Origin of the sequence: Microlunatus elymi (genome assembly GCF_007362775.1) — a bacterium.
Taxonomy (GTDB): Bacteria; Actinomycetota; Actinomycetes; order Propionibacteriales; family Propionibacteriaceae; genus Microlunatus; species Microlunatus elymi.
In genome coordinates this window covers 509,633-524,824 of sequence record NZ_CP041692.1, presented here as the reverse complement: position 1 = coordinate 524,824, position 15,192 = coordinate 509,633, and the positions used below count along the sequence as shown (strand labels likewise).

18 protein-coding genes are annotated in these 15,192 nt (G+C 64.7%); 11 read left to right on the top strand and 7 right to left on the bottom strand.

Annotation, left to right across the window (positions count from 1 at the left end; genetic code table 11):
- The first annotated feature begins 10 nt into the window (after nt 1-10).
- The 4 genes from sigK (at nt 11) to FOE78_RS02245 (ending at nt 3,200) form a co-directional block, all read left to right on the top strand.
- A complete protein-coding gene (gene sigK, locus FOE78_RS02260; protein WP_210414764.1) occupies nt 11-562 on the top strand; it encodes an ECF RNA polymerase sigma factor SigK in 552 nt (183 codons plus the stop codon).
- Complete coding sequence (locus FOE78_RS02255; protein ID WP_143984880.1) at nt 559-1,284, top strand: anti-sigma factor; 726 nt, start codon at nt 559-561, stop codon at nt 1,282-1,284. The genes sigK and FOE78_RS02255 overlap by 4 nt, the downstream gene beginning before the upstream one ends.
- Nucleotides 1,285-1,376: 92 nt before the next feature.
- Complete coding sequence (locus tag FOE78_RS02250) at nt 1,377-2,174, top strand: hypothetical protein (RefSeq protein ID WP_143984879.1); 798 nt, start codon at nt 1,377-1,379, stop codon at nt 2,172-2,174.
- A gap of 261 nt (nt 2,175-2,435) precedes the next feature.
- Complete coding sequence (locus tag FOE78_RS02245) at nt 2,436-3,200, top strand: class F sortase (protein WP_143984878.1); 765 nt, start codon at nt 2,436-2,438, stop codon at nt 3,198-3,200.
- Nucleotides 3,201-3,228: 28 nt separating this feature from the next.
- Here FOE78_RS02245 and FOE78_RS02240 read toward each other — a convergent pair whose 3' ends face one another.
- The 3 genes from FOE78_RS02240 to FOE78_RS02230 form a co-directional block, all read right to left on the bottom strand.
- Nucleotides 3,229-5,169, bottom strand: coding sequence for a hypothetical protein (locus FOE78_RS02240; RefSeq protein WP_143984877.1), 1,941 nt, complete (start codon nt 5,167-5,169; stop codon nt 3,229-3,231).
- An 80-nt stretch (nt 5,170-5,249) separates the two neighbouring features.
- The gene (locus tag FOE78_RS02235) at nt 5,250-5,648 is read right to left on the bottom strand and encodes a PIN domain-containing protein (RefSeq protein WP_168207332.1); all 399 of its coding nucleotides are present in this window, start codon (nt 5,646-5,648) and stop codon (nt 5,250-5,252) included.
- Nucleotides 5,649-5,676: 28 nt separating this feature from the next.
- Nucleotides 5,677-5,883, bottom strand: coding sequence for a type II toxin-antitoxin system VapB family antitoxin (locus tag FOE78_RS02230; RefSeq protein WP_143984875.1), 207 nt, complete (start codon nt 5,881-5,883; stop codon nt 5,677-5,679).
- 110 nt (nt 5,884-5,993) lie between these two features.
- On the opposite strand from FOE78_RS02230, the gene FOE78_RS02225 reads away from it, so the two are divergent.
- Nucleotides 5,994-6,404, top strand: a complete 411-nt coding sequence (locus FOE78_RS02225; protein WP_143984874.1) for a (deoxy)nucleoside triphosphate pyrophosphohydrolase — start codon at nt 5,994-5,996, stop codon at nt 6,402-6,404.
- A gap of 21 nt (nt 6,405-6,425) precedes the next feature.
- Nucleotides 6,426-6,617, top strand: a complete 192-nt coding sequence (locus FOE78_RS02220) for a hypothetical protein (RefSeq protein WP_143984873.1) — start codon at nt 6,426-6,428, stop codon at nt 6,615-6,617.
- Nucleotides 6,618-6,628: 11 nt separating this feature from the next.
- Here FOE78_RS02220 and FOE78_RS02215 read toward each other — a convergent pair whose 3' ends face one another.
- Nucleotides 6,629-8,089 carry an ATP-binding protein gene (locus FOE78_RS02215; protein ID WP_143984872.1) on the bottom strand — a complete coding sequence of 487 codons (1,461 nt, stop codon included), beginning with the start codon at nt 8,087-8,089 and terminating at the stop codon, nt 6,629-6,631.
- A 610-nt stretch (nt 8,090-8,699) separates the two neighbouring features.
- Between FOE78_RS02215 and FOE78_RS02210 the strand changes: the two genes are divergently transcribed.
- The 5 genes from FOE78_RS02210 to FOE78_RS02190 all read left to right on the top strand — a co-directional run bounded on the left by FOE78_RS02210 (nt 8,700) and on the right by FOE78_RS02190 (nt 12,484).
- Nucleotides 8,700-9,104 carry a helix-turn-helix domain-containing protein gene (locus FOE78_RS02210; protein ID WP_210414763.1) on the top strand — a complete coding sequence of 135 codons (405 nt, stop codon included), beginning with the start codon at nt 8,700-8,702 and terminating at the stop codon, nt 9,102-9,104.
- A gap of 24 nt (nt 9,105-9,128) precedes the next feature.
- Nucleotides 9,129-9,419: a transposase gene (locus tag FOE78_RS02205; RefSeq protein ID WP_143984785.1), complete on the top strand. Its 291-nt coding sequence runs from the start codon at nt 9,129-9,131 to the stop codon at nt 9,417-9,419.
- Nucleotides 9,416-10,312, top strand: coding sequence for an IS3 family transposase (locus tag FOE78_RS02200; protein ID WP_143984784.1), 897 nt, complete (start codon nt 9,416-9,418; stop codon nt 10,310-10,312). Before FOE78_RS02205 ends, FOE78_RS02200 begins: the two co-directional genes overlap by 4 nt.
- Nucleotides 10,313-10,412: 100 nt before the next feature.
- Nucleotides 10,413-11,660, top strand: a complete 1,248-nt coding sequence (locus FOE78_RS02195) for a Mu transposase domain-containing protein (RefSeq protein WP_210414762.1) — start codon at nt 10,413-10,415, stop codon at nt 11,658-11,660.
- Complete coding sequence (locus FOE78_RS02190) at nt 11,657-12,484, top strand: ATP-binding protein (RefSeq protein ID WP_143984871.1); 828 nt, start codon at nt 11,657-11,659, stop codon at nt 12,482-12,484. The genes FOE78_RS02195 and FOE78_RS02190 overlap by 4 nt, the downstream gene beginning before the upstream one ends.
- 68 nt (nt 12,485-12,552) lie before the next feature.
- Here FOE78_RS02190 and FOE78_RS24650 read toward each other — a convergent pair whose 3' ends face one another.
- The 3 genes from FOE78_RS24650 to FOE78_RS23710 all read right to left on the bottom strand — a co-directional run bounded on the left by FOE78_RS24650 (nt 12,553) and on the right by FOE78_RS23710 (nt 15,109).
- Nucleotides 12,553-12,780, bottom strand: coding sequence for a DUF4143 domain-containing protein (locus FOE78_RS24650; RefSeq protein WP_407662603.1), 228 nt, complete (start codon nt 12,778-12,780; stop codon nt 12,553-12,555).
- Between the two features lie 575 nt (nt 12,781-13,355).
- Complete coding sequence (locus FOE78_RS02180) at nt 13,356-14,597, bottom strand: IS256 family transposase (RefSeq protein WP_168207653.1); 1,242 nt, start codon at nt 14,595-14,597, stop codon at nt 13,356-13,358.
- A 71-nt stretch (nt 14,598-14,668) separates the two neighbouring features.
- A complete protein-coding gene (locus FOE78_RS23710; protein ID WP_210414761.1) occupies nt 14,669-15,109 on the bottom strand; it encodes a hypothetical protein in 441 nt (146 codons plus the stop codon).
- Nucleotides 15,110-15,192: the final 83 nt, after the last annotated feature.

The window sequence follows — 15,192 nt, the reverse complement described above, 5'->3', positions numbered from 1 at the left end:
GGGAGGTCGTATGGATGAGGACCGGCTCCATGAGCTGGTCCGTCGCTGCGGCCTGGGACACGAGGACGCCTTTGCCGAGCTGTACGACCTCACCTCGCCGCGGCTGTACGGCATTGTCCTGCGGGTCCTGCGGTCGGCAGACCTGGCTGCCGAGGTGACCCAAGAGGTGTTTGTCGAGATCTGGCGGACCTGCACCCGCTATCGGGAGGACCGCGGTGGCGTGCTCGCCTGGATGGTGACTATCGCCCACCGCCGCGCGGTGGATCGGGTCCGGTCCGTGCAGAGCCGGACGGATCGGGAGCAGCGCTATGGCCGGCGCGAGGTCGAGCGGCCGCACGACGAGGTCGCCGAGTCGGCCGAGCGGAAGTGGGATGCCGATCGGGTGCACGCCGGGTTGGCCCAGCTGACCGAGTTGCAGCGTGAAACGGTGACCCTGGCCTACTTCGGCGGCTACACCCAATCCCAGATCGCCGGCCTGTTGCAGATTCCGCTGGGCACGGTGAAGACGAGAATGAGGGACGGTTTGATCAAGCTCCGGGACGCGTTGGGGGTGCAGCGATGAGTGATCCGCATCAGTTGCTGGCCGCCTACGCCCTGGATGCTTTGGATGCCGACGAGCGGGCGCAGTTCGAGGCACACCTGGAGACCTGTGCGGATTGCCGACGGGACCTGACCGACTTCGCGCCTACCGTGGCCGAACTGTCCGCGCCCGACGCAACACCTCCGCCGCCGCAGTTGCGCGGCCACGTCATGGCCGCGATCGGCCGGGTCCGCCAGGACGCGCCCGATGCCACCGTCGTGCGGATGCCGGCCCGCCGTCGACGGGTCGTCCAGGTCGCCGCGGCGGTGATCGGCGCCGCTGCCCTGGTTGCCGCGGTCGCGCTCGGCGGCTGGGCATACGGGCGTCATCAGCTGGATCGGGAACAACAGGACTACCATGCCGCGATATCTCGAGTGCTCGGCGCCCCGGACGCCAAGATCTATCATCAGGTCGCGCCCAACGGCATGCAGGTGACCTATGTCGTCTCGGAGAAACGCAACGGGGCGCTTGCGGTGCCCGAAGACGTACCGGGGCCGGGCCGTGACCACACCTATCAGTTGTGGACGGTACGGGTGTCTGCCGGTGCGAAGGATTTCGTACCCGATCGCACTTTTGATCAGGCGGACGGGCCGATCGTGTTGACCGGCGACGTCCGGTCGGCGGCCGCGCTGGGCGTCACCGTCGAACCCGACGGCGGTTCGCCGAAACCGACCACCGATCCGTTCGCGGTCCAGACGCTCTGAACAACCAGTCTGGAATTGATCTTGATCGGCACCAATCCGATCTGTACGCCGACTCCGAATCGAGGACGACAACCGCCTCGAAGAGGAGAATCATGCGTCATCCCATCACGCGCCGGATCGCCGCCGCAGCAGCGCTGTCGGTACCACTGGCCCTCGCGGCCGGTACGGCTCCGGCCAGCGCTCAGCCCGTCAGCGGCCCCCTGTCGGTCCGGCTCGATCCGCTCAAGGGCAGCGATGCCTCGGGCACCGCGACGCTGACACCGACCGGCAACGGCGGCCTCAAGGTCTCCATCCACGACACCGGCCTGGTGCCCAACATGCCGCACGCGCAGCACATCCACGGCGACACCAGCGGAAAGCACTTCACCTGCCCGACGGACGCCGCTGACAAGAACGGCGACGGTTTCATCAGCATCGAAGAGGGCCTTCCGATGTACGGCAACATCCACATTTCCCTGACCACCAAGGGAGATACCTCAATGAAGAGTGCGCTGGCGGTGGACCGGATGCCCGTCGCCGACGCGAACGGCGATCTCAACTATCAGCGCACGTTGAAGCCGTCCCAGCTGCCCCCGGGCACACTGTCCCATCTCACCGACCTGCACATCGTGCAGCACGGTGTGGACGCCAACGGGAACGACAAGTACGACCTGAAGGGACTGGGCGAGTCGACCTTCGCCAAGTCCGCCGGGCTGAAGGGCATTCCGGAGGAGGCCACCGACGGCGCCACCTGCGGAATGATCATGCCGGTCGGCAGCGTGGACACCGGTGGTGCCAGCACCGCCGGAGTTGATCATCCGTTCGTCATCGGTGCCGGGATCGCCGGCTTGATAGCCGCCGGCGGCCTGCTGGTCATCCGCCGCCGCAGCACGACGTCCAGCAACCGCTGAACGTCGCCATCGACGCACCAGGACCGGGCCGTCCGGTGAAATCTGCGGGGGTTCGGACGGCTGCGCGGCGACCGGGGTGACCGCGCGCGGGTCCGGGCCCTGGTGACGGCCGAGCCGATACGCACTCACCACACCGAAATTCAGGGCGGGCGCGTATCGGCTCACGGCCTTCGATCAGGAACGCCATCGTCCGGCGGAACGTCGCGACCGGCACCCGTCAGTTCCGACCCCGTGATCACCATCCAACCAAGTGAGGCACCGATGACCGATCGACGATCCGACGACCAGTCGGTCCGCGGAGCACTCGTCCGACGGCGTCTCGCGCTCGGCATCGCGGCCGTCGTCTGCGCGCTCGGCGGCGGAACCGCGGTGACCGCGGCCGTACTCACCGATCGCCCTGCACCACCGCAGGCAGCCGGATTCGGCGACTCCACCCCAACGGCAGCAGCTTCGTCCGTGCGTCCGGCCACTCCCGGCCGCTCGACGCGAGCTTCGGCCCGTCCGCACACTTCTGCTCGTAGCTCCGTCGGCCCGGACAAGCAGCCGAACAGAAGCTCGTTGTCCCCAAGCCGAGCAACCGACTCCGAACCGACCAAGATCAACATCCCGGCGATCGGCGTGCATGCGGACTTCGTACCGCTAGGCCTGACCAGCAAGGGAGAGCTGGCGACCCCGTCCGATCCGGATCAGGTCGGCTGGTTCACCGGCGGCTACCCGCCCGGCGGGCCCGGAGTTGCCGTGGTGGCCGGGCACGTCACCTGGAACGGTGCCGAGGGCGCGTTCTTCGAACTCGCCGATCTGAAGCACGGTGACCGGATCAAGATCAACCGAAAGGACGGCAGCACCGCGGTCTTTGCCGTACGCCGTCTGGCGACCTTTCCGAAGAACCACTTCCCCACCGAACAGGTGTATCGGCACAGTGATCAACCGGAACTGGTGTTGATCACCTGCGGCGGCAACTACTCCGCCGCAGCGCACTACTACGACGCCAACGTGATCGCCTGGGCGGACCTGGTTCACAGCTAAGCAAATGACCGACCGTCACAGAACGAGGTCAGTGTTGGGCGGCCCGGCTGCGGTGCTTGAACAGCGCCTTGCGGGCCGCCTTGGCCAGTCGCCGATCGGTGAGGTGCTGCCCTAGCACCTCCAGCACGACTTCCGTCTCCGGTGCGTCGTGTTGCCACATCTGGTCCAGCAACTCGTCCGGCCCGCCGGCCGGCGACTCGTGCAGGAAGAGTGCGCACAGCTCTTCAGGGTCGTCCTGGCAGGTCGCCAAGAGGTCGATGACGAAGCCGGCGTCGATGTAGTCGCCGACCTCGTCCACGTCTGCAAGATCGTGGGCCAGCAACCACGATGCCGCGTGGCCCGCCAGCGGACCGTCAAGTAGTTGACGCACGTACGGTTCGGATGCCTCGGTCCCGATCTCATCCAGCACAGCCATTCCAGCCAGCCGCTCCCGCGGCATCGCGGCGCGAGCGACCGCCTCGGCAATTCGCCGAGCACGATCCTTCGGCGCCAGGTTCGGTTGCCAGGAAGCAATCAAGCCCGGCAGGTCCGCTTCATTCACCTGTTCGATGGCGGCAAACAGCTCACTCGGCTCCGCATCAGCAAGATCAACTCTCTGAATCGGATATCCGACCTCGCTCGCGATCCTGGAGACGACGTGTCGTCCGAGAGCGGTCAGCGACAAGGCCCCGCCACGTTGGCGGATCTGTCCGAACTCGGAGGTGACCTGTTCGCGATCGTTCCAGCGGATCGCGCCGACCAGTTCCAGCACCTCGATCGAGCGAGCAAGATTGTCGGCGACTGATTGGACGATCCGCTCCGCCGTCCAATACGGCGGCCTGGGTTCAACCTCGTCGGAGATCAGGTTGCCGAGAACGTCGGCGACCTCGTCAAACGGCAGCACGTCGCTCGGGAGCAGCATGGTGAGCCAATGCGGCAGAGCGTCATCGACGTACTCCATCAACAGACTCTCAACGCGCGCGCCGCCGAACGACAGCCATAACGGGCCTTCCACCGCCGCTGCGGTGACGACGCCGGAAGCCCGATCGGTCGGATCCCGCCTGGACCACCCTTTGACGGGCACGAGTCGTCGCCGGTACACCCGTACCGCTCCCGCGGACTTGGCGAGTTCGACGATCAACCGCAACCGGCGCAGGTCGGCAGACGAGGTTGTCTTGAAGGTCCGGTCACCGATCGCCGGGTCGACCTGATCACCGGTGTCCAGCAGGTCGACCAGCGCCTTGCCGTCTACCAGTTTGAGATTGCCGGTATTGGTCAGCGCCTTGCCCTCGGCTCCGAGATAGTCCCGCAGCGCCTCGATCTTGCCCGTGATCGGCGCGGCAACGGCGGCCCGCTCGAGCTCGGCAGTCGTTGGCGAGATGTGCAGATACGGCGCCGGCGCGGTTCCAAGATCATCCGAGATATCCGGATCGGTGAGCGCCTTTCGCTCCTCGTACGGTAGCGCGTTCAACTCGGCCATCTTCTGATCGAGGAACTGCTGCATCGCCTCCGGGTCGTCGACGCTCGGCATGGCATCGAGATCGACGCCGGCGAAGATCGACTTCGCCATCCCGAAGTTGGACGGATCGTCCATGGCCCGGCGGACCCGAGGGGCGAGCTCATTGGCGTACGCAGTCAGCGCGGTGGCCCGACGACTTCCACCCACGAGCCTGCCGGTTGCGGCCAGGAAGTTGATCAACTGGCCCACGTCGCGACACAGTTGGGGCGCCATGTCGGGCGGCGCGGTCAACTTCCGCGGGCACCAGCCGAGCAGGAATTCGTCGAGATCCTGCCCGTCGTAGTCGTCGAGCACGCCGGTCGAATAGTTGTACCGCCAGTCCAGGAACAGGGCCGCGTCGGACACCACCATCCCGCTGTCGGGATCGCCCCGTCCGGCTCGCCATCCTTCGAACTCGTCCAGCAGTGCGTCCCTGGCGGCGTAGAACGCGGCCTCGTCTGCGCCGGTGCTGGGGTCGAACCGCATTCGCATGGCGCGATTGTGTCAAGGCCCGACCGGGTGACGGAACGCGGACGCCGTGGCAGCGACTTCGCAGCTGCCGTCTCGACGGTTCAATCGATCGATCCGGCCGCGACGATCCAACGATGTGGCTGCCCAGTCGCCCCTGTGATGTGTTCGAAGTCATGGTCGTAGTGGACCAGTTCCCAGCCGCGCCGCTCGGCGACGGCGGCGCTGATCAGGTCGGGCACCTTGCGGCCCTTCAATCCGGCATCGGCCAACGACCGCTGGACCTGCTCGGCCCGCCGAAAGTCTCTGGCCGCCACCTCGACGCGGGTGAACGCGGCGAGTGCACGGACAATCGTGTCCCACTCGTGGCCATTTCGGGCGGAGAACCCCAACTCGAGGTCGGTCATCGCGCAGCGCCCCAGTCGCCCGGCGACGGATAGCTCGCGCAGAGCGGTCTGAACCGGCTCGACGCGCATCCGAGTCAGGACGCTGGTGTCGACCAAGAAGTTCATCGTGATCGGGCGAACAGACTCAGCGCCACGCCGTGGCCCGTTCGTCGAACTCGATGCCCGCCAAGGCATCGATGGCGTCGTCGATTCCGGGCCGAGTCTCGCCGGCGACCGGGTCGCCGGCGGCCAGTCGCAACGCGGCGTTCACGGTCGCCTTGATGGTTGGCAGCCCGAGCGTCTTTCGCGCGCGCTCCAACGCGTCGTCATCGATGTCGATCAGACGCTTCATGGCGCTGAGTATATACGGACACCTCGTATATATATGCTGCCCTGGCGGTTCGATTCGCGCAGTCTCGGCGGGAACAAATGCGGCGTGATCTTGGTGCCTAAGCTACCGTCATGCGCCAGACGCCGACGGAGAAGTTGATCAACGTCGTTGGGGCGGTGATCGTACGCGACGGGCAGGTTCTGTGCGCACAGCGCGGATCCGAGGGAGAGCTGTCCGGCCGCTGGGAGTTCCCCGGCGGCAAGATCGAACCGAGTGAGTCCGCACGGGCGGCGCTACGCCGGGAGATCCGCGAGGAGCTCGACTGCGAGGTACAGGTCGGCGAGAAGATCATCTCGACGACTCACGAGTACGACTTCGGCCTCGTGACGCTGACCACGTACTACTGCAGCTTGATCACCGGGATTCCGAAACTCACTGAGCATGCCGAGCTCAGGTGGCTGCCACGCTCGAGGTTGACGGGTCTGCACTGGGCACCCGCAGATCTGCCGACGGTGAAGTTGATCATGAATCGCTCAAGCTGACGTCGCGACATGACTCCGTGTGTGAGTGCGGTCGACGACCTTGCCGAAGTTGATCTTGGACGGGCCGTTGACTGGCCGGACCACGATCCGCTGGTCACGATCGGTGGCCTCGAGCGCGCCCTGCGCCACCGACTCAGCGACTCGGTCAAGCTCCACCGCGCCCTCGTCACGTCGGTCGGCCGCAGCACCCGCGGTGTCGGTCGTCCGGGATAGCCGCACACTGCTCAGCGGCCGTACAGATCGTGCAGGTCGAGAAGGATCGCCGGTGAGTTGGTCCGCAGTTCAGGTCGGAACCCGGACCGCGATGCCAGGAGCAACCGGGCTGAATCTGCCTGCCATCCCTGTGCCGTAAGCAAATCGCGGACATGCTCGAGCCGTACGAGGTCGGCTTCGCCGCGCGGTTGAGTAGTTGCCTTGGCTTCGCCGATCACACTGATCCGGCCGCCCTTGCGTCGAGGGGTTGATTCCGAGTCCAGGGCAACCAGGTCGACCTCGTGCCCCCGGTGCTCCCGACAGGCAATCACGGTGGTGCCAACATGGCCGATGTCGAGTTTGCCTTCGGCACGGCCGTAACGGGTTGCCCATGCGCGGACAAGCTCCTCGAAGTGTGGCCCGAGAACCTTGGCGTCGAAGGTCGTCTCGGATCGTTGCCAGGCAAGCTGGGTGTTGCGGAGCTCGAGGTCTGCCAGGTTTGGCCGGACGATCAGGTTGTGGAATCGTACGACCGGGTCGGCGATGGTGATCACAGGTCGGCGTTGCAACAGCAGATCCTGATCATGTCGGAGGAACCCTGCTGCACGCATCAGGCGCAGGTAGTAGTCCAGCGATTTCGTTTCCAGCCCGACGATCCCGCCGATCTTGGTCGGTGTCGTTGCACCCTGCGCGACCGCTTCCCAGATGGCGTAAACAAGTGCGCGGTCGGTGAGCTTTGGGTCTTCGGCGAGAAGGTAGTCCGGTTCGTTGAACAACGCATGCGATGGGTTGAGCAGGCTGCCTGAGAGCCAGGTCGCGAAGCCCTTCTTGCCCGCAGCCGGCGGCCGACCGATCACGTCGCGATACCCGGGAACGCCGCCGATCGTGGCATCGATCAAGAGTGCTGTCTCAGGGTCCGCGCCCCAATAGCTGGCAGTGTCCCGGAAGTCGAAGGTGCCGATCCTCAGATCAAGAGCGGTCCGCCCGTACAGTGCCTGATCACCCATGACCAATCGAGACATCACCGATAGTGCCGACCCACACAAGATCAACTTGTACGACGGATGCCCCGATGACGGTCCGCGCCGATCGTAGATCGCCTGGATCACGCTCAACAGCTCTGGCGCCTGCGATTCCAGGTACGGGAATTCGTCCACCACAAGTACGGGGATTCGGTCACCAGCAGTCCGGACGCCGGCTTCGATAGCGGCCTCGAGTGCGCCCTCCCAGGTGTCGAACCGGCCCAGCGGCAAGCCGACCGCGTCCGACACGGCGTTGATGAACCGTTGGATCCCCATCGTCCGGCTCTGCCGAACGGCCAGCGTGTACACGCCACCGAGCTGGGCGCATAGATGTTCCAGCAGGAACGACTTTCCGTATCGGCGGCGCCCTCTCACGATCCCGATCCGCAGCCCGGGCGCCGGGTCCTCGACGAATCGGGTGAGGTCGTCCCATTCGGCGTCGCGATCGAAGATGGTTGGTGGCTTTGGCACACCCTCATGTTAGCCAAACTCCCGTTAGGCTAACTGGATTCAGGCTAGATGCGGTTGCGGTACGCCGACGCGGCCTCAGCTGGCCAGCGAGCCTCCACCGCCAGCGCGCTGCCCTGCACGTACGCTGATGCGGTTTCCCGGGAATGCTCGCCCGCGGTTTGACTGTCCCCGCGTCCCTCTACAGTGCTTCGTGTTCGATGACGATCTGGAGTCCGGCGACGAGGAACCGGCCCATCGTGACTGACGGGGGTCAACCCATGCGACCCGACCGAGACCCGCGCATTCGCGCCATCAACTATTGGCGAGCCATCGAAATCTTCGAGCCTGCCGAGGTCACAAGACCGGCGCCATCGGAGCTTCGCTATGCGGTTGACCGTAACCTTCCGTGGGATAGGGGACATGCGCACGGCAGCAAGTCTCCGAGGGGGGAAGGACAACGTTTGGTGTCGGTTGCCAGCGGGAAGGGACCGCTTCGGAGCCGGTTTTGCCATGAGGATGGGACCACTGGTTTGCCAGTGATGGGACCACCTGGCTGACGGTTTTGCCAGTGATGGGACCACCGTTGGCGCGCCTGCCGGGGTCTCGGTTGTTCGGCCGATCTATTGGCCCTATGAGCTTCCGGGAGGTTTCGGTGGTCGAGATCCGAGAGATCTTGCGATTGTGGCTGGCGGGTACCGGTCTGCGGGAGGTGGCCCGGTTGTCGGGCACCGATCGGAAGACGGTCCGCCGGTATGTGGAGATGGCGCAGTCCCACGGCCTGGACCGTGACGGGGACGCGTCCCAGCTGACCAGTGAGTTGATCACCGCGGTGGTCGGTGGAGTTCGTAGCAAGCGTCCCAACGGCAAGGGTGAGGCGTGGGAGACGATCGCTGTTCATCATGATCAACTCAAGGCCTGGTTGGATCAGGGCCTGACGTTGACCAAGATCAACATCTTGTTGGGTCGTCGGGGTGTGGTGGTGTCGTATCGGACCCTGAATCGGTATGCGACCAGTGGAAATCCCCCACTTTCGTGAAGGCATGCACTATGAGGAGTTGTCATGCCAGAGAAGCGACGGAAGTTCGACGCGGAGTTCCGCGAGGGCGCTGTGCGGCTGGTGCACGAGTCCAACAAGTCGATCGCGCAGGTCGCCCGTGACCTGGGGGTCAACGAGGGCACCCTGGGCAACTGGGTGGCCCGGGACCGTGAACAGCGTGAAGGCGTCAATAGCCTGTCCAAAGATGATCTTGACGAGTTGAAGCGGCTGCGCTCTGAGAACGCCGAGCTGCGGATGGAGCGTGATGTTCTCAAGCGTTCCGTGGTCCTGTGGGTGAAGGAGGCGATGAGGTGAGCGTGGCACGCTTCATCGCCGACCAGAGGACCTTCTACCGCGTCCCGATCGCGGTCTGCTGCGCCATCCTCGGCCTGAGTGTGGGCTGGTTCTACAAGTGGATCAAGTCCCCGGTCACCGACCGACAGCAGCGGCGCCGCGAGCTGGATGCTGCGGTGCTGGCCATGTTTGAGGCGTCCGGTCGTACCTACGGCTCACCGCGGATCCACCGGGATCTGGTCGATGCCGGCTGGAGGGTGGGCCACAACACGGTCGCCGACTCGATGACCCGCCAAGGCCTGCAGGGCAGAAAACGCAAACACCGTAAGGGATTGACCAAGCAGGACCGCAAGGCGGCCAAGTTCCCGGACCTGGTGCAGCGGGACTTCTCCGCCCGGGCGCCGAACTGCAAATGGTGTGGCGATATCACTGAGATTCCGACCGATGAGGGCAAGCTCTACATGGCCACGGTGATCGACTTGTTCTCGCGCAAGCTGCTGGCCTGCCCGATCAGCGATCACCCCGACGCGCCATTGGTCTGTGATGCGATCAAGATCGCCGCGGCGGTCCGCGGTGGCCGGGACCACATCGAGGGTGTGATCTTCCACTCCGACCGTGGATCAACGTATACAGCGAAGGACTTTTCCCTGCTGTGTAAGAAGAAACTCGGGATCCGACAGTCGATGGGACGGGTCGGATCCTGTTTCGACAACGCGGCAGCGGAGTCGTTCTTCTCCACCCTCGAACACGAAGTCCTGTCCCGCCACCACTTCGAAACCAAAGCCCAAGCCAGGGCTGTCGTCCTGGCCTGGTGCCACCAGTTCTACAACGTCCAACGACGGCACAGCGGCGCGGCCTTGCTGCCACCCGACCAATACGAGATGATCACCGCTGACCAACCGGCAGCGGCCTAAACCGAAACCCTTCACGATTTCGGGGAAATCTCACAGTGAGTTGGACTTCGGTCGTCGGCGGGCCACGGTTCGAGTCGCTGATTGTGAGCCGGGTGCAGAGTTGCAGGTCGACTTCGGACGACTCGGGATGATCGAAGTTGATCATGGTTCCGGTCAGGTTCGTCGTCGGGTGACGAAGGGGTTGATCTTCACCGCGGTCTATTCGCGGCACATGTTCGTCTATCCGACCTTCGGTGAAACATTGCAGGAGGTGATTGCCGGGTTCGAGGCGGCGTGGGAGTTCTTCGACGGCGTGTTCGCGGTGGTGATTCCGGACAACATGAAGGCCATCGTCGACCGCGCGGACGCGACCGATCCGCGGTTGAACGAATCGTTCCGGGAGTATGCCGAGTCCCGCGGGTTCGTGGTCGATCCGGCCCGGGTCCGCAGCCCGCAGGACAAACCGAGGGTCGAGCGGTGCGTGCAGTATGCGCGCTCGAACTTCTTCGCCGGCGAGTCGTTCAACGGCCTGGACGATTGCCGGGCTCGGGCCGAGCGGTGGTGTGCTGAGACCGCCGGGATGCGGGTCCATGGCACGACCCGGCTCCATCCGGTGGAGGTGTTCACCGCCGACGAGCAGCCGAAGCTGCTGGCCCGCCCTGTGACGCCGTTCGACGTGCCGTCCTGGACCCGGCCGAAGGTGGCCCCGGACCGGCACGTCCAGGTCGCCAAGGCCCTCTATAGCGTCCCGGGCGATCTGATCGGGCAACGGATCACCGCCCGCGCCGATGCGGCGACGGTGAAGCTGTACTGGCGGGCCGAGTTGATCAAGGTCCACCCGAGGGTGGGACCTGGTCGTCGGCAGACCGATCCGGCTGATCTGCCGGCGCATCAGTCGGTCTATGCGATGCGTGATATCGACGCCCTGCAACGCAAAGCCGCGATCCACGGCGACCACATCGGTGTCTATGCCGCGCAGGTGTTGGAGCATCCGTTGCCGTGGACCAAGATGCGGCAGGTCTACCGGCTCCTCGGCCTGGTCAAACGCCACGGCCCAGAAGCGGTCGATGACGCCTGCCGGCGGGCGTTGGAAGCCGAAGTCATCGACATCGGCCTGATCGACCGCATGCTCACCCGCGCCACCACCCAAGCCATCCAGGCCCAGCCCACGCTGCTGCCAGCAACAGCGGACTCGGCGACACCGGGTCCAGCGAGATCGGTGTCAGCGCCGTCCCGGTTCGTCCGAGACACCGGCGACTTCGCCATCCGGCGATCAACGTCAACATCAAGATCAACGTCGAGACCAACACTTTCAAGATCAACAGCAGGTTCCGACTCGTCGTCGGAGACGGTCCGGAGGTTGCCATGAGCACGAGCCAGCGCGCGAGTCGTCGACCGGATGCCGAGCCTGCGGTCAAGCCGATCGAGGTCACCCCGGAGTTGAAGTCGTTGATGCGTCGGTTGAAACTCGGTCAACTCCTCGACACCCTGCCCGACCGGCTCGCGTTGGCACGGTCGAACCGGATGCCGCACCACGACTTCCTGGAAATGATCTTCTCCGACGAAGTCACCCGCCGCGACCGCCAATCCGCCCAACGCCGCGCCAAAGCAGCCCACCTCGACCCGCAGATGCAGCTCCAGGCCTGGGACGACACCACGCCGGCCAGCTTCGATCAGGACCTATGGCAGGAACTCACCTCACTGAGGTTCCTGGCCGATGCCTACAACGTTCTGATCATGGGACCCGTCGGCGTCGGGAAGACGTTCCTGGCCAACGCACTCGGCCACATCGCCGTCAGACGTCACCACAGCGTGCACGCCGAACGCGCCGACAAACTGTTCAAACGACTCCGCGGCGCCCGGCTCGACGGCAGTTACGACGACGAGATGCGTAAACTCCACCGCGTCGACTTGTTGATCATGGACGACCTCGCCCTGCACCGCCTCGAAACCACCGAAACCAGCGACTTCTACGAACTCATCGTCGAACGACACCGCAAAGGCTCCATGATCATCACCAGCAACCGCGAGCCACCCGAAATCCTGACCATGATGGCCGACCCGCTGCTCGCCCAATCCGCGATGGACCGGTTCCAATCAGCCGCCTACGAACTCGTCGTCGAAGGCGAGTCCTACCGCCAACGACAACGGCCCCGACGCGGCAAACCAGCCGAGTCCGACCAGCAGGATTGACCAGAACCCCACCCATCAGCAATCATCGGTCCCACGGTCGACCACCGGGGACGAACCCGGTCCCATCCTCATGGCAAACCGGTGGTCCCTTCCTCCTGGCAGGCGACACTGTGGGTTGCCCAGAAGTGCGGATCGGCTACGTCAGCAGCAGCGAGGAACTGCTCGATGATGAAGCCTTCCCAACTGGCGCCGGCTTTGGGGTGACCGAGCAGATCCTCTCGATCCGTGAGCTGCAACAACCTGTGCAGCAAGCCGGGATCACGGACGTACACCTTCGGGGCCCGGACCTGCCGCATGGCGAGGTTTGCGTACCAGGGTTGCAATTGCCGTGCCAGCGTTGACTTTCCGACTTGCCGTGGGCCGGAGAGCACAACGACAGGCGACCGAGCAAGGGCCGATTGGAGCCGGGCGTCATCCTTGGGTCTGTCGATCATCCGGCTACGACACCTTGAAAATTGCAACTCCCATGTTCGATTTTCAAGGTGTCCCGGAGCCGGGTAGAGCGGCAAGATTCCGCGGACCAGTTCATACCGACGGCTGAAATCGGGAAGCCGCGCTTCGACACGCCGACACCGGGCTCTTTCCCGCTGGTGGCCTCGAGGTTCGCTCAGCCAACCTTGCGCCAGCCGCTGGCCTCAAACGTGTACGCCTGCGAGGTAATCCTGATCACCACAGGTTCCCCTTGGGACACCTCCTGCTGCAGGATCTTTCCCGACTCGGTCTGGGTGTCTGCGTAGCAGAGCGAACCGCCTCCGCCTGAGGACTTGTAGTTGCCCGGCGCGATCTCCGAGCCGACCAGGTAGGTGCCGTCGGGGGTCTGGCCACCACCCGGGGTCTGTCAAGTTTTCGGTGTAACTGATTTTTGATCTTGTTAGTTGCGTCCGGCGGATAGGCGTCCGTCGAAGGTGATGTCGAAGGCGTTGAGTGCTGCCTTCCATCGGTTGGTCCAGCGTTTGCGTCCTCGGCCGGTCGGATCGAGACTCATGATCGCCAGGTACAGGCACTTCAGCGCTGCCTGCTCGGTGGGGAAATGACCGCGGGCATTGACCGCTCGCCGGAGTCGGGCGTTGATCGACTCGATCGCATTCGTCGTGCAGATCACGGTGCGGATTTCGCGGTCGAACTGCAGGAATGGGACGAACTCTGCCCAAGCGTTGGTCCACAGCCGGATGATCGCCGGGTAACGCTTCTCCCACTTGGAGCTGAAGTCGGCGAACCGGTCCAGCGCTTCGGCCTCGGAGGCGGCGGTATACACCGGTTTCAGGTCCTTGGCGACCGACCCCCAGTCCTTCTTCGAGGCGTATTTGAACGAGTTCCGCAGCAGATGCACGATGCAGGTCTGCACGATCGTCTTGTCCCACACCGCCGACACCGCGTCAGGGAGTCCGGTCAGCCCGTCGCAGACCAGCATGCACACATCGTTGGTGCCACGATTCTTGATCTCGGTCAGCACTCGCAGCCAGTACTTGGCACCTTCCCCGTCGCCGTGCTCACCGGCCCACAGGCCGAGCACGTCACGCTCACCGTCGGCGGTGACACCCAGGGCCAGGTAGATCGGCCGGTTGCAGACCTCACCCTCCCGGATCTTGACCTGGATCGCGTCGATGAACAGCACCGCATACACCGGGTCCAACGGACGAGACTGCCAGGCGGCCAGCCCCTCCATCACCCGGTCGGTGATCGTCGAGATCGTCTGTTTCGACACCTCCGCCCCATACACCTCGGCGAGGTGCGCCGAAATCTCCCCGGTCGTGAGTCCCTTCGCCGACAGCGAGATCACTAGGTCCTCCACCCCAGACAGTCGCCGCTGCCGCTTCGCCACGATCGTCGGCTCGAAACTGCCGTCCCGGTCCCGCGGCACCGAAACATCAACCGGCCCGGCTTCGGTCAACAGCGTCTTGGCCCGGTAGCCGTTGCGGGAGTTACCGCCGTCCCGGCCGACCGGATCATGCTTGGCATACCCCAGGTGATCATCCATCTCACCCTCCAGGGCGCCCTCGACGATCATCTTCGTCAGCCGGCCCAGCAAGCCGCCCTGACCGGTCAGCTGCAACCCGTTGGCCCGGGCCCGATCGGTCAGCTCGCGCACCAGCTGCTGATCGCTGGCCGACAGCTCCTGCCCGTCAGCAGCAGCCACATCCCTACTCGTCACGTCAGTCACAGGTGTCTCCTTCGTCTCAGGAGTTACACCGTTAAAATTACAGTCCCACCACCCGAACTGCCCGACTCATCGTTGGGCTTGGCGGTAACGGTGACTGTCTTGGTCGGCGCAGGCTTGGGCTTCGCGGTCACGGTCTTTGTCGATGTCGACTTGCTCTTGGCTGTCGCGGTCACGGTTGTCGTCGGTCCTGGAACGGTGATGGTCTTGGTCGCGGACGGCTGGGCAGGGGTATCGGAGCCGCCGCCGGCGGCCACGCCGATGATCAATCCGACGATGAGCGCAGCGCTGCCGATCACCGGTGACGACAGATACCAGCGTCGCTTCTTCGGCGGCGGAGTTGGTGATCCGGTCGGCGGCTGCGGCACTCCCGGACCGGCGAAGGTCGGCTGGTGCGACTGCGACGGTTGCGGCCGCGGCTGCTTCGGTCCGAACTGCCCGTACGGCGGTTGGCTAGGGTTGGACATGAATCGACTCCTCACAGTCGGTTTGCTTCTGGCCCCGTCCGAGCGGCAACTCGGGCGGGTCAAGTCCTTTGAGGTGGTGTACC

Coding starts and splice junctions, on each gene's coding strand:
- FOE78_RS02190 (WP_143984871.1), top strand. CDS start 11,657: ATGAGCACGAGCCAGCGCGCGAGTCGTCGACCGGATGCCGAGCCTGCG.
- FOE78_RS02225 (WP_143984874.1), top strand. CDS start 5,994: ATGCGCCAGACGCCGACGGAGAAGTTGATCAACGTCGTTGGGGCGGTG.
- FOE78_RS02205 (WP_143984785.1), top strand. CDS start 9,129: ATGCCAGAGAAGCGACGGAAGTTCGACGCGGAGTTCCGCGAGGGCGCT.
- FOE78_RS02230 (WP_143984875.1), bottom strand. CDS start 5,883: ATGAAGCGTCTGATCGACATCGATGACGACGCGTTGGAGCGCGCGCGA.
- FOE78_RS02245 (WP_143984878.1), top strand. CDS start 2,436: ATGACCGATCGACGATCCGACGACCAGTCGGTCCGCGGAGCACTCGTC.
- FOE78_RS23710 (WP_210414761.1), bottom strand. CDS start 15,109: ATGTCCAACCCTAGCCAACCGCCGTACGGGCAGTTCGGACCGAAGCAG.
- FOE78_RS02255 (WP_143984880.1), top strand. CDS start 559: ATGAGTGATCCGCATCAGTTGCTGGCCGCCTACGCCCTGGATGCTTTG.
- FOE78_RS02210 (WP_210414763.1), top strand. CDS start 8,700: ATGAGCTTCCGGGAGGTTTCGGTGGTCGAGATCCGAGAGATCTTGCGA.
- FOE78_RS24650 (WP_407662603.1), bottom strand. CDS start 12,780: ATGCGGCAGGTCCGGGCCCCGAAGGTGTACGTCCGTGATCCCGGCTTG.
- FOE78_RS02250 (WP_143984879.1), top strand. CDS start 1,377: ATGCGTCATCCCATCACGCGCCGGATCGCCGCCGCAGCAGCGCTGTCG.
- FOE78_RS02240 (WP_143984877.1), bottom strand. CDS start 5,169: ATGCGAATGCGGTTCGACCCCAGCACCGGCGCAGACGAGGCCGCGTTC.
- sigK (WP_210414764.1), top strand. CDS start 11: ATGGATGAGGACCGGCTCCATGAGCTGGTCCGTCGCTGCGGCCTGGGA.